This is a genomic window from Streptomyces sp. NPDC055400 (assembly GCF_053644375.1).
Genome location: NZ_JBSHLM010000008.1, coordinates 346696 through 359459 on the forward strand (window position 1 = coordinate 346696; position 12764 = coordinate 359459).

13 protein-coding genes and 1 pseudogene are annotated in these 12764 nt (G+C 70.4%); 4 read left to right on the forward strand and 10 right to left on the reverse strand.

What is annotated here, in order from left to right; genetic code table 11:
- Positions 1-5: 5 nt before the first annotated feature.
- Positions 6-365, reverse strand: a complete 360-nt coding sequence (locus ACWIGU_RS23090; protein WP_007383963.1) for an NADH-quinone oxidoreductase subunit A — start codon at positions 363-365, stop codon at positions 6-8.
- Positions 366-1079: 714 nt separating this feature from the next.
- Between ACWIGU_RS23090 and ACWIGU_RS23095 the strand changes: the two genes are divergently transcribed.
- Positions 1080-1883 (forward strand): C40 family peptidase, encoded by an 804-nt coding sequence (locus ACWIGU_RS23095; RefSeq protein ID WP_454403543.1) that lies wholly within the window; start codon positions 1080-1082, stop codon positions 1881-1883.
- An 85-nt stretch (positions 1884-1968) separates the two neighbouring features.
- Here ACWIGU_RS23095 and ACWIGU_RS23100 read toward each other — a convergent pair whose 3' ends face one another.
- The 3 genes from ACWIGU_RS23100 to ACWIGU_RS23110 form a co-directional block, all read right to left on the reverse strand.
- Positions 1969-3762 carry a hydroxysqualene dehydroxylase gene (locus ACWIGU_RS23100; RefSeq protein WP_454403545.1) on the reverse strand — a complete coding sequence of 598 codons (1794 nt, stop codon included), beginning with the start codon at positions 3760-3762 and terminating at the stop codon, positions 1969-1971.
- A gap of 141 nt (positions 3763-3903) precedes the next feature.
- Complete coding sequence (locus tag ACWIGU_RS23105; RefSeq protein WP_454403547.1) at positions 3904-4230, reverse strand: putative quinol monooxygenase; 327 nt, start codon at positions 4228-4230, stop codon at positions 3904-3906.
- 83 nt (positions 4231-4313) lie between these two features.
- A complete protein-coding gene (locus ACWIGU_RS23110; RefSeq protein WP_356279011.1) occupies positions 4314-5597 on the reverse strand; it encodes a geranylgeranyl reductase family protein in 1284 nt (427 codons plus the stop codon).
- Between the two features lie 98 nt (positions 5598-5695).
- On the opposite strand from ACWIGU_RS23110, the gene ACWIGU_RS23115 reads away from it, so the two are divergent.
- Positions 5696-6202, forward strand: coding sequence for a GNAT family N-acetyltransferase (locus ACWIGU_RS23115; protein WP_454403549.1), 507 nt, complete (start codon positions 5696-5698; stop codon positions 6200-6202).
- 65 nt (positions 6203-6267) lie between these two features.
- On the forward strand, positions 6268-6609 hold the full coding sequence (locus ACWIGU_RS23120; protein ID WP_356279005.1) for a PASTA domain-containing protein: 342 nt from the start codon (positions 6268-6270) through the stop codon (positions 6607-6609).
- A 27-nt stretch (positions 6610-6636) separates the two neighbouring features.
- Here ACWIGU_RS23120 and ACWIGU_RS23125 read toward each other — a convergent pair whose 3' ends face one another.
- Together ACWIGU_RS23125 and ACWIGU_RS23130 are read right to left on the reverse strand one after the other, a co-directional pair.
- Positions 6637-7569 carry a hypothetical protein gene (locus ACWIGU_RS23125; protein WP_454403670.1) on the reverse strand — a complete coding sequence of 311 codons (933 nt, stop codon included), beginning with the start codon at positions 7567-7569 and terminating at the stop codon, positions 6637-6639.
- 81 nt (positions 7570-7650) lie between these two features.
- Positions 7651-7719: pseudogene (locus tag ACWIGU_RS23130) on the reverse strand (zinc-ribbon domain-containing protein); the annotation flags it as partial.
- A gap of 309 nt (positions 7720-8028) precedes the next feature.
- Here ACWIGU_RS23130 and ACWIGU_RS23135 point away from each other — a divergent pair.
- Positions 8029-9252: an RNA-guided endonuclease InsQ/TnpB family protein gene (locus tag ACWIGU_RS23135; RefSeq protein WP_454403552.1), complete on the forward strand. Its 1224-nt coding sequence runs from the start codon at positions 8029-8031 to the stop codon at positions 9250-9252.
- A 56-nt stretch (positions 9253-9308) separates the two neighbouring features.
- Here the strand turns inward: ACWIGU_RS23135 and ACWIGU_RS23140 are convergent, their stop codons facing one another.
- From ACWIGU_RS23140 to ACWIGU_RS23155, 4 genes are all read right to left on the reverse strand, one after another.
- A complete protein-coding gene (locus ACWIGU_RS23140; protein WP_266673174.1) occupies positions 9309-9998 on the reverse strand; it encodes a demethylmenaquinone methyltransferase in 690 nt (229 codons plus the stop codon).
- A 34-nt stretch (positions 9999-10032) separates the two neighbouring features.
- Positions 10033-10632 (reverse strand): hypothetical protein, encoded by a 600-nt coding sequence (locus ACWIGU_RS23145; RefSeq protein WP_454403554.1) that lies wholly within the window; start codon positions 10630-10632, stop codon positions 10033-10035.
- Positions 10633-10639: 7 nt separating this feature from the next.
- Positions 10640-11839 (reverse strand): cyclic dehypoxanthinyl futalosine synthase, encoded by a 1200-nt coding sequence (gene mqnC, locus ACWIGU_RS23150; protein WP_454403556.1) that lies wholly within the window; start codon positions 11837-11839, stop codon positions 10640-10642.
- Positions 11840-11968: 129 nt separating this feature from the next.
- Positions 11969-12706: a prepilin peptidase gene (locus ACWIGU_RS23155; protein ID WP_454403558.1), complete on the reverse strand. Its 738-nt coding sequence runs from the start codon at positions 12704-12706 to the stop codon at positions 11969-11971.
- Positions 12707-12764 lie beyond the last annotated feature (58 nt).

Below are 12764 nucleotides of genomic sequence, written 5' to 3' on the forward strand. Positions count from 1 at the left end.
GCCCCTCAGTCCCATTCCAGGCCGCCGCGCCGCCATACGTACGCGTACGCGACGAAGACGGTGAGCACGAAGAGCAGCATCTCCACGAGCCCGAAAACACCCAGGGCGTCGAAGGTGACGGCCCAGGGGTACAGGAAGACGATCTCGATGTCGAAGACGATGAAGAGCATCGCCGTCAGGTAGTACTTGATGGGGAAGCGCCCGCCGCCGGCCGGCGTGGGGGTCGGCTCGATGCCGCACTCGTAGGCTTCAAGCTTCGCCCGGTTGTACCGCTTTGGACCGATAAGCGTGGCCATGACCACGGAGAAGATCGCAAAGCCTGCCCCGAGGGCTCCCAGTACGAGGATGGGCGCATACGCGTTCACCGCTCCTCGCTCCTCTCAGTCGGCGCTGACTGCTGGCGGATACGTGGGGCCCGCCTCCCGCCCCCCGCGAAGCCACCCCCGGTTGCACGAAGATCGCTCACATGTGAAGCAGGTCACAAGCCCAACTGCTCCGCATCCTATGCCTGCCGGTCTGTGATCTGCGACACGGGGTGCGCCAACAGCTTTGTGATCTCCACCACCTGACGAAGGATCATGAAGTCGGATGAGCGGTGATCTTCGCACGCGAAGCGCCTGAGTGATCACCAGACGTGACATCTTGGCTCGTCACCCCAGGTGACAGCGCTGGCGCACTACCAAGAGATGGCACAACCAAGCAAATTGGCGCTGGACAGAACTGGCTGATAGTGCGCGCCGTTCACACATCAGAGGGAGAGGTGTGGACGTAAGTGGACGCGGGCACGCGCTCACGAGGAGCGTCCGACCGCGAAGGCGGCCCATTTGTGACCTGCGTCACGGCGGCCGTTATCGATCGGAAACCGGGCTTGGCCATCGGTATCAACGAGTGGTAAGCCGAGGGCAATTCGGGCGTATTGCAGAAAGCCCATGATCACAGGCTTGATCAGCGCTGTCCGTATTGCCCGTTACGGCGTCAATAAAGGCCGCCACGCCCGGGATTCAAACGTTCTCACGACAACTGTGGCGCACCACACGTTTCTTGAAGGAACCATGGAGGCCCTGATAGCGGTTGTACTCATGTCCCACACCGCTCACATACCCAGCCACCGGAAGCCCCGTCGCAGCGCGTCGAAAATCGCCCTGCGCGCCGGAGTTGCCGGTGGCGTACTCAGCACCCTGGCAGTGGCCGGTGCGTCCGGCCCGGCGTTTGCCGCCGAGCCGGTGACCGAGACCATCGAGATGCCGACCATCACGGCGGACCTCTCCGCTCAGGTCGCCCAGTCCGCGGACGCCACCCAGCAGGCCGCGAACTCCTATGCGCTGCAGGCCGAGCAGGACCAGGCCGTCGCAAAGGCCGCGAAGCAGGCCAAGTCGGACCAGGCCCTCGCCGAGAAGAAGGCGGAGGCCAAGAAGAAGGCCGAGGCCGAGGCGAAGCGCAAGGCCGAGGAAGCGCGTGCGTCGCGCTCCGCCGAGCGCACGACCCTGTCCACCGCCTCCGCGAAGTCCGACGCCGTGGCCCCCGCCAGCGGCAGCGTCGCGTCCGTCATCGCCTTCCTGAAGGCGCAGCTCGGCGACGCGTACGTCATGGGCGGCACCGGCCCCAACTCCTGGGACTGCTCCGGCCTGACCCAGGCCGCGTTCGCGCAGGCCGGCATCAGCCTGCCGCGCGTCTCCCAGGACCAGTCGACGGCCGGCACCCCGGTCTCCCTCGACAACCTGCAGGTCGGCGACCTCCTCTACTGGGGCTCCGCGGGCTCGGCGTACCACGTGGGCGTCTACATCGGTAACGGCCAGTACCTGGACGCCGCGAACCCCTCCAAGGGCGTCGTCATCCAGGACCTGTCCGGCTACCCGGCGAGTGGTGCGGTCCGCCTCCTCTGAGGTTCCCCAGCCAACTCGGCCGAGGCCGCCGCTCCCCGCGTGGGAGCGGCGGCCTCAGTCGTACGCGGGTCCTTCTCACCCGCTCTCAGCCCAGATCGAAGGTGTTCGGCAGGCCCAGCCGGAAGCGGGTCTCGTCGACGCGCTTGAGCGGTTCGAGCTCGGGCGGCCGGTACAGCTCCCAGATCCGGCAGCGCTCGGCGTCCGAGCCATCCTGGTCCAGAAGGGCGTTGACGGCCCGCCGCGCGGACTCGTTTGCGCCCTCCATCGTCGCGAGGTCCACATCCGTACGGACGTAGTCACCCGCGAGGAAGAGATTCGGGACGGCCGTGCGCGCGGTGGGACGGTTGTGCCAGGTGCCGGTCGGGTGGATGAACAGCGGCTCGCGGTTGCGCGGGGACGGGCCGCCGAGACCGGTCACCGCCGGGTCCATGAACCAGGACAGCCGGTCGGAGTCCTCGACGAGGGCCCGCCCGCTGTCGTTGACTGCGTCCTTCAACTGCGCCCAGCACTCCTCCACGATCTCCTCACGTGTGCACTCCCTGGCGGTCTTCCCATACAGAATGCCGGGGACATCCCATTCTGAGACGATCGTGGAGATGCAGTCGGCTGCCCGCCCGTCGCCGTAGTCGGCGGCGAAGTCCCGGCCGTCCCAGAACTGCGCCTGCCCGATGGCGGTCACCGCCCAGGGCGAGTCGAGGCAGTTGACGTGCCCGCGCACCAGCGGGACCGGGCGTCGCACATAGAACATGATCCCGGTCATCCAGTCCGTGCGGAGCCTGTCGCAGCGGGCCAGTTGCGGATCGGCCGCCCGCAGCGCCGGGCCCCAGGTGGGGCGGGCGTGCTCGACGGGCATGGCCTGGACGTAGTGGTCGGCGGTCACGACGCGTTCGCCCCCGCCGCCGGGGTCGGTGACCCTGACACCGGTGACGCGGCCGGTCCCGTCGTCGTAGAGGATCTCCCGTACGTCGCTGGCGAACGCGAACTCGACCCCCAGGGAGGCAAGATGGGCCCGCCAGGGGTCGATCCAGGCCTCCGTCGTGGGGGCGTTCAGGACGCGGTCGATGTCGGCGTCGGGGCCGTCGAGGCCCCGGCCGAGCAGGCCCCACAGGATCAGTGCCTCGATGATGACGCGGCCGACCGTGCGGGTGGAGGCCTCCTGGGCGCGGGTGGCGACGAGGTTGCGGGTCTGGCCGATGCCGAGGAGCGTGCGGTACTCCTCGCTGAAGTCGCCGGCCCGGATGAAGTCCCACCACGGCACTGCCTCCCACTCGCCCTCGCGGCGGGCGTCGCAGCTGGTGAGATGGACGAGGAGGCGGTTCGCGAAGTAGGCGACCTCGTGCGCGGGAAGGCGGGTCCCGGTGTCCAGGGCCGCCGTGATCTCGTCGCGCAGCCAGGTCGTCGTCAGATCGCCCACACGCGGTGGGGTCGTGGCACGACGCAGGGGAAAGTGCAGGTCGGGGCGCCCCTCCTGGCGGGCGAAGAGTTCATCGGTGGCGTTGCGGAGGTTGGCACGGACACCACCGGGCTGATCCCCGTACGGGATGCGGCGCATCGTGTCGGGCAGGTTCCGGTAGAAGCCGGGGAAGAACCGGAACCCGTGCTCGCCGGGGAGCGGCGCCCGGCCGCCCGTCCCGGTCCCGGGTACGTCCATGGAGCGGGCCTTGCCGCCGAGGACGTCGTAGTACTCGTGGACCGTCACCGCGTAGCCCCGCTCAGCGAGTTCCTGGGCGGCGGAGAGGCCGGAGACACCGCCGCCGAGGACCGCCACACGGGTGCGTGCGGCGCCCTCGGCGAACGCGGGTGCGGGCCACAGGGCGGCGCCGGCCGCCGCTCCCGCGATGAGCCCTCGCCGGGTCGGTCCCTGGTGCCGTGCGGTCATCCCGTGCCCCCTGGGCTTGAGCGCCGTTCCTGACATGGATGCGTCAGACTAGGGATTCGGGGCAAAGACGTCATCGGCCGCGTACGGGCACGCACAGGACCTCTACAGGCTCCACCGGGCCTTCAGAGCCTGGGAAGGCTCTCAGCCCTGCGGCGCCAGCTCGCCCATCGGTCCCCAACCCTCGTTCGGGATATCGGCGTTGATGATCTCGGGGGTGGTGGCGATGAGCGGGCCGATGGCGTCGAGACCGGCCTTGAAGTGGTCGGAGCCCACGTGCGCGGCCCCTGCGTCCCCGTCCCGGAAGCCCTCCAGGAGGACGTACTGGTTCGGGTCCTCGACACTGCGGGACCAGTCGAAGAAGAGGTTGCCCTCCTCGGCGCGCGTGGCGCGGGTGAAATCGGCGGTGTGCTCCAGCCAGGAGTCGGCGTACTCGGGCCGGGCGGTGAACTTCACGGCGATGAAAATCATGGCTCCACCCTGCCGCAGCCCGGCGCTCCGGTCACATCAGACGTGCGGGCGACGACGTGCGTCGCCGCCCGCACACCCCGTCCCTACGCCTTCGGCGCCACCTTGCTCAGGCCGTTGATGATGCGGTCCATCGCGTCGCCGCCCGTCGGGTCGGTCAGGTTGGCGAGCATCTTCAGCGTGAACTTCATGAGCACCGGGTGCGACAGGCCGCGCTGCGTCGCGATCTTCATGACCTTCGGGTTGCCGATGAGCTTCACGAAGGCGCGGCCGAGCGTGTAGTAGCCGCCGTAGGTCTCCTTGAGGACCTTCGGGTAGCGGTGGAGGGCGAGTTCGCGCTGGGCGTCGGTCGCGCGGGCGTGCGCCTGCACGATGACGTCGGCCGCGATCTGGCCGGACTCCATGGCGTACGCGATGCCCTCGCCGTTGAACGGGTTCACCATGCCGCCCGCGTCGCCGACCAGGAGCAGACCCTTGGTGTAGTGCGGCTGGCGGTTGAAGGCCATGGGCAGGGCGGCGCCGCGGATCGGCATCGTCATGTTGTCCGGGGTGTAGCCCCAGTCCTCCGGCATCGAGGCGCACCAGGCCTTCAGTACCTCGCGCCAGTCGAGCTCCTTGAAGGCGGCGGAGGAGTCGAGGATGCCGAGGCCGACGTTCGACGTGCCGTCGCCCATTCCGAAGATCCAGCCGTAGCCGGGCAGCAGCCGGTCCTGGGCGCCACGGCGGTCCCACAGCTCCAGCCAGGACTCCAGGTAGTCGTCGTCGTGGCGCGGCGAGGTGAAGTACGTGCGGACCGCGACGCCCATCGGGCGGTCCTCCCGCCGGTGCAGGCCCATCGCGAGGGACAGGCGGGTCGAGTTGCCGTCCGCCGCGACGACGAGGGGCGCGTGGAAGGTGACTTCGCGCTTCTCCTCGCCGAGCTTGGCGTTGACGCCGGTGATGCGGCCCGTGCGGTCGTCGATGATCGGGGCGCCGACGTTGCAGCGCTCGTACAGGCGCGCGCCCGCCTTCTGTGCCTGCCGGGCGAGCTGCTCGTCGAAGTCGTCGCGCTTGCGGACAAGTCCGTAGTCCGGGTAGGAGGCGAGATCCGGCCAGTCCAGCTGGAGCCGGACGCCGCCGCCGATGATCCGCAGGCCCTTGTTGCGCAGCCAGCCCGCCTCTTCGGAGATGTCGATGCCCATCGACACGAGCTGCTTGGTGGCGCGCGGGGTGAGGCCGTCACCGCACACCTTTTCCCGGGGGAACGCGGTCTTCTCCAGAAGGAGGACGTCGAGTCCGGCCTTGGCCAGGTAGTACGCGGTCGTCGAACCGGCTGGCCCGGCCCCGACGACGATCACATCTGCGCTGTGCTCGGAGAGGGGCTCGGTCACGACGGGTTCTCCCGAAGACTCGAAATCTGCGTGCCGCGCGGCACCGGATGTGGGCAGTCTATGCAGCGGTACTGATCACCCAGCCGAAGGGCCGCCCTGTGAACCGAGCTCTGCCTGATGTACAGCTGCGCGTCCCCACCGACGAGGACGCCTTCGCCTGGCACCGCGTCTTCGACGACCCGGAGGTCATGGAGTTCCACGGCGGGGCCGCTGCGGAGCTGTCCGTGTACGAGGAGCTCACCGCCCGGCAGCGCCGGCACGACGCGGAGCACGGCTTCTGCCTGTGGACGATGACCGACCCGGACGGCGACGTCATCGGCTTCACGGGCGCGCAGCCCTGGCCGCATGCCTGGGGTCCGGCGGGCGAGATCGAGATCGGCTGGCGGCTGGGGAGGGCGCACTGGGGCCGCGGCTATGCGACGGCCGCCGCGCGGGCGACGCTGGAACGCGTACGGGCCGCGGGTGTACGGAGCGTGGTGGCGATGGTCGACTCGCGCAACGAGCGCTCGGTGGCGGTGACGCGGCGCCTGGGCATGGAACCCGCCGAAACGTTCACCGTCCCGGGTGACGCGCGCACGGGCCTCTGCTTCAGGCTCGCCTTGTAAGCCCTGCCGCTTCCGGTCGGGGGTCCGGCGGAGCTACCCTTCGGGTACCGCTGGGGGTGAAGTCTGTGCGCATTACACCCAAAACGCCCGAAGTGCGCGTACCGAAGTTCGTCGGTCTCATGGCCGTCGACGCGCGCGAGGCCGCGGCGGCGCGCGGCGTGCAGCTGGCCGCGCCCGACCGCCCCGACTTCCATCTCACCGTGGTCGACTACGTCGTACGCCAGTACCCACTGCCCGACACCGAGGTGCCCCGCGGCGCCGTCGTCACCGTCTGGTTCGACCTGGCGGAAGGCGAGGGCCACGGCGGCTCCGGGGTGAACGAGCCCCGTATGCCCGGACCGCGCGGCGGCGGACTGCAGCGCGAACTGGACGAACCGGGCGAGACGTACTCGGTGGTCGGCATGTAGCGCGCGGCACGCGGCGCCCGGCCGGGTTCAGTTCGTCAGGCGCCAGGACTCCAGACCGGTCCGGTACGTCTTCTTCAGGTCGGCCCACACGTCCTGCTGCCCCACGAGGAAGATCGTGTACTCGGTGCCGTCCTCGGCGACGTACGACTGGTCGATGCCGTGCATCGTCCGGCCGCCCTCGTCGCGGTAGGTGTACTCCCAGATCGCGCCCTGCCGCCCCTGGAAGGTGTTCCGGCGCAGGTCGATCCGCTGATAGTCCCGCTTCTTCTTGTCCTCCTTGGCGTGCTTCTCCATGTTGAGGATGTTGTCGTACGAGGTGTAGCCCGCGTTCGGGATGACGCCGATGAGGTAGTGCTCGGCGCCGGTGCTGCCCGCGTAGGTGATCTGGCTGCCGTTCTCGACGCCCTCGCGCGACCACACGTCGGGGATCACGAAGGAGAAGCCCATGGGGTCGGCGACCTTGCGGTAGCCGGACGGAACGGTGGCGTCGGGGGTCGCGTCCTGCGCGGGGTCCGTGGCCTGGTCCGGCGTCGCGCTCGGGGTGGGGCTCGGCGCCGGGGTCGGCTGCCGCGACGTGGCGGGCTGCTCGGTGCTGACGGCGGGCCGGTCGTCGTGGCCCGCCTTGTCGTCCTTGCCTCCGTCGTCCTGGAGCAGCAGCACGCCGGCCGCCACACCGCCCCCGATGACGAACGCGCCCGCGACGGTGGCGACCCAGATCCCGGCGCGGCGCGGGGACTTGGCGGGCGCGGCGGCCGGTTGGAGCCCCAGCTGGAAGGCGTGGGGGGCGTACAGGGGGGCGGGGGCCCTCGGAGGGGTGGGCGGGGGCGCAGGGGGCGGGGTAGGAGAGGGAACGGCCGTGGCCGTCGGCAGGGCGGCCGCCGCGGCGGGATCGGGCGGCTCGATGGAGGCGGGCGGAGGCGGCGCGGTGGGCGGGGCGCTCGGCGGAACCGGGGGCGACACGGGGGCCGCACCTGCCGGGGCGCCGGGCGGGGTGTCTGCGGGACCCTGGGCCACGGGCTCCCGCTCCGGGGTTCGTTCACGCCCGCATTTCATGCAGAAGCGGGCCTCGTCGGGAACCTGGGCTCCGCAGTGCGGGCAGAGCGACGCCATGGGAAATGCTCCGTCATCCGGGAAAGTCGTACCGCCACCAGAGGTGACTGGCCGTCACCACGTACTCATCGGACACATCTTTCCCGGTGGGCGGTTCCCCGCGGCGGGGATTCGGCACAACGGACGGGCGCGGAACGCTACTTGGCGACTACCAGGATTCATTCGCAGTGCACCGGGGTACACCGCGAACCTCGTGAACAGCGTCGCGGCGCCGTTCCGGCGGAGCCGGACGATGCGGCGGGAATGGTGACGGCTCGAACGAACGTTCCGTCGTGACGGCGCGTGTTCGACGTGTCTAGTGTGATCGTCATGCAGCGTCGGTACAGCTTCCGCCTGTACCCGGACACCAACCAGCGCAACGCGCTGGCAAGGGCGTTCGGGTGCGCCCGCGTCGTGTTCAACGACGCGGTGCGCGCCCGGGAGGATGCCCGCGCAGCGGGCGAGACGTTCCCGCTCGCCGGCGAGTTGTCGAAACGTCTGATCACGCGGGCGAAGCGGACCGTGGAGCGGGCCTGGCTGGGCGAGGTGTCCGCCGTCGTGCTCCAGCAGTCCTTGCGCGACGTTGAGGCGGCCTACCGTAACTTCTTCGCCTCCCTCAAGGGTGAGCGCAGGGGTGCGAGCGTGGGCGCGCCGCGGTTCAAGTCCCGCAAGGACAACCGGCAGTCGATCCGGTTCACCGCCAACGCCCGCTGGAACATCACCGACAACGGGCGGCTGAACCTGCCGAAGATCGGCGAAGTCAAGGTCAAGTGGTCCCGCCCCCTGCCCACCACACCGACCTCCGTCACCGTGATCAAGGATGCGGCCGGCCGGTACTACGCCTCGTTCGTCATCGACACCGACCCGGCCGCCGACGCCACGCGCATGCCCGACACCGACCGGATGGTCGGCATCGACCTGGGGCTGACACACTTCGCGGTCCTCTCGGACGGCACGAAGATCGACTCCCCCAGGTTTCTGCGCCGCGCGGAAGAGAAACTGAAGCGCGCCCAGCGGGATCTGTCCCGCAAACAGAAAGGCAGCAGGAACCGTGAGAAGGCCCGCCTGAAAGTGGCCCGCGCCCACGCACAGGTCGCCGACGCGCGCCGTGAGTTCCACCACCAACTCTCCACACGGCTGATCCGCGAAAACCAAGCGATCGGCGTGGAGGACCTGGCGGTCAAGGGACTGGCGCGCACCCGGCTGGCCAAATCCGTGCACGACGCGGGCTGGGCGCAGTTCGTGCACATGCTGGGGTACAAGGCGGGCCGGTACGGGCGGACCCTGGTGAAGATCAGCAGGTTCGAGCCGACCAGCCAGGTCTGCTCGGCGTGCGGTGCCAAGGACGGGCCCAAGCCCCTGCACGTGCGTGAGTGGACCTGTGCCGCCTGCGGCGCGGTCCATGACCGGGACCACAACGCCGCGAAGAACGTGAAAACGGCCGCCGGACTGGCGGTTGCGGCCTGCGGAGCGCCGGTAAGACCAGGATCCGTCCTGGCGCAGCGCGGCGAAGCAGGAAGCCACGGATTCTCTCCCGAACCCCGTGCCGCGTAGCGGCACCGCAACGGACGAGAAGGCCAGAATCCCCGGGCCTCAGCCCTAGGAGCAAGTCACTTGACGCCCCGGTGCAGCGCCACGACGCCACCGGTCAGGTTGCGCCACGCCACGTCCGACCAGCCGGCCTTCTGGAGGCGGGCCGCGAGCGCCGGCTGGTCGGGCCAGCTGCGGATCGACTCGGCGAGGTAGACGTACGCGTCCGGGTTCGAGGACACGGCGCGGGCCACCGGAGGCAGGGCGCGCATCAGGTACTCGGTGTAGACGGTGCGGAACGGCGCCCACGTCGGCTGCGAGAACTCGCAGATCACGACGCGCCCGCCGGGCTTCGTCACCCGGTACAGCTCGCGCAGCGCCGTGTCCGTGTCCTGCACGTTCCTGAGGCCGAAGGAGATGGTCACGGCGTCGAACGTGTCGTCCTTGAACGGCAGCTTCGTCGCGTCGCCCGCGGTGAACGGCATCCACGGGTGCCGCTTCTTGCCGACCTGGAGCATGCCGATCGAGAAGTCGCAGGGCACGACGTACGCGCCGGCCTGCGCGAACGGCTGCGAGGACGTCGCCGTACCGGCCGCGAGGTCGAGGACCTTCTGCGCGGGCCGCGCGTCGACGGCCTTCGCGACCTCCTTGCGCCACAGCCGGGCCTGGCCGAGCGAGAGCACGTCGTTGGTGAGGTCGTACCGGTCCGCCACGTCGTCGAACATCGAAGCGACTTCGTGCGGCTGCTTGTCCAGGGATGCGCGGGTCACGCGTCCATTGTGGCAGTACGCCCCCGGGCAGGCGTCAGCGGCGCCGGTACACCAGGCGCCCTTCGATGACCGTGGCCACACAGGTGGCCGGGCCGAGCCGGACGAGCGAGGCGCGGTCCGGCACGTCGAACACGGCGAACCTGGCCGGTCCGCCCACCGTCAGCGGCGGCAGCAGGACGAGTGGTGACGGCGAGAAGGACACCGGCCCCGGCTGGTTCGGCGGGCGCTGCCCGAGCGCGAGCCCGGCCCGGCGCACCGCGTCCACCACCGCGCGCGAGCGCAGCTCCCCGGCCACGGCGACCGTGCCGTGCGCGAACAGCTGCTGGATGCCGCGCCGCGCGCTGGCCCCGGCCCGGGACGGATCGGCGCGGAAGATCTCCCGCGCGCGCTCCCCGACGACCGGCCGCGTGCCGAACTCGTCGGCCTCGCGCGGGTCCGGGTGGTACGTGCCTTCGAGGATCTCGGGCCCGTACGGGTTGAGCAGGCCGGGCGTGAGGATGCCGGGCCACCGCCGCACCCGCGCCTGCGGGCGGACGGCGGCGAGGTCCTCGTACGGGCCGAGGGCGGCGACGGACGCGCCGTCGACCAGGACCGCGGCCTCGGGCGAGGCCTCGGCCACGTGAATCGTCAGCAAAAGGGCCTCAGTTGGTGGAGACGAGCTTCAGCTCGGGGTGCGCCGTGCCGCCCTCGATCGCGGTGGACGAGATGTGCGACTGGACGCGGTCGTCGACCGGGTCGTTCGCCGGGTCGTCGTGCACGACGAGGTGCTCGTACGTCGTGGCGCGCTGCGCCGGGACGCGGCCCGCCTTGCGGATGAGGTCGATGATCTCCAGGCGGTTCGAGCGGTGCCTGGCACCGGCCGAGGAGACGACGTTCTCCTCCAGCATGATCGAACCGAGGTCGTCGGCGCCGTAGTGCAGCGACAGCTGGCCGACCTCCTTGCCGGTGGTCAGCCAGGAGCCCTGGATGTGGGCCACGTTGTCGAGGAAGATCCGCGCGATGGCGATCATCCGCAGGTACTCGAAGAGCGTGGCCTGCGTACGGCCCTTCAGGTGGTTGTTCTCCGGCTGGTACGTGTACGGGATGAACGCGCGGAAGCCGCCCGTGCGGTCCTGTACGTCGCGGATCATGCTCAGGTGCTCGATGCGCTCGGCGTTGGTCTCGCCGGTGCCCATCAGCATCGTGGACGTCGACTCGACGCCGAGGCCGTGGGCCGCCTCCATGATCTCCAGCCAGCGCTCGCCGGACTCCTTCAGCGGGGCGATCGCCTTGCGGGGGCGGGCCGGGAGGAGCTCGGCGCCCGCGCCCGCGAAGGAGTCGAGGCCGGCCGCGTGGATCCGCTCGATGGCCTCCTCGACGGAGACCTTGGAGATGCGGGCCATGTGCTCGACCTCGGACGCGCCGAGGGAGTGGATGACCAGCTGCGGGTACGCCTGCTTGATGGCGGAGAAGTGCTTCTCGTAGTACTCGACGCCGTAGTCCGGGTGGTGGCCGCCCTGGAACATGATCTGGGTGCCGCCGAGTTCGACGGTCTCGGCGCAGCGGCGCAGGATGTCGTCGAGGTCGCGCGTCCAGCCCTTGGCGGTGTCCTTGGGCGCGGCGTAGAAGGCGCAGAACTTGCACGCCGTCACGCAGACGTTCGTGTAGTTGATGTTCCGCTCGATGATGTACGTCGCGATGTGCTCGGTGCCGGCGTAGCGGCGGCGCCTGATGGCGTCGGCGGCCGCGCCGAGTGCGTGCAGGGGAGCGTCGCGGTAGAGGTCGAGCGCCTCTTCGGGGGTGATGCGTCCACCCGCGGCGGCACGGTCGAGGACGGTCTGAAGGTCGGCCTTCTCGGTCACCGGGCGTCCCTTTCGTTGTGTTCGTAAGGGTTAAGGCAAAAGGCGCGAAGCGCGGCGAAATAAGGGTGGTGGTGGGAGACGGGTGGGCGGACCGTCTCAGCGTACGCCAGCAGGTCCTGACGCCCGACGTCAGGCGGCGTAGGCGCCCATCAGGACGCCGGCCAGCGCGCCCGCGAGCAGGAACGGCCCGAACGGGATCGCCGTCCTGCGCCCGGCCCGCCGTGCGATCACGAGACCCGTGCCGTACAGCGCGGCGAACAGGAACCCGGCGAACGTGCCGATGAACAGGAGCCCCCACCCGTACCAGCCGAGCACCGCCCCCAGGCCGACCGCCAGTTTCACGTCGCCGAACCCCATCCCCTGGGGGTGGATGAGGAAGAGCACGAGGTAGCCGCCGCCGAGCGCGAGCGCGCCGAGCAGCGCCGTCGGCCAGTCGCCACCCGGCTCGGGCAGCAGTGCGGCCAGGCCGAGCAGGACGGGGGCGGCCGCGGCGAGGGGCAGGGTGAGGACGTCGGGCAGGCGCTTCACCCGGGCGTCGACCACCGCGAGGAGCACTGCGGGCGGGACGAGGAGGAGCCAGGCGCCCAGTTCGGGGCGGATGCCGGTGGCGGCGGCGAGGGCGGCGCAGACGGCGGCGGTGAGCAGTACGGGCATCAGGGCGCCCGGGCCGAGCGCCCTGCCGCACTCCCCGCACCGCCCGCGCCCCAGCCATCCGCGCACACCGCCCGGCAGCGGATGCCCGTCCAGGCAACTGGCCCGCCAGGTCTCGTCCGGCTCCACGGACAGCCGGTACGCGGCCCGCGGCACGAACAGCCCGGCCACGGCACCCCAGACCGTCCCGGCCACGACCAGCAACAGATCCACCATCCCCGCCCCTTCCCCCGCGCCAGTTGGCGTCGTCTACCGGCCGGGCACCGCCGGCGCG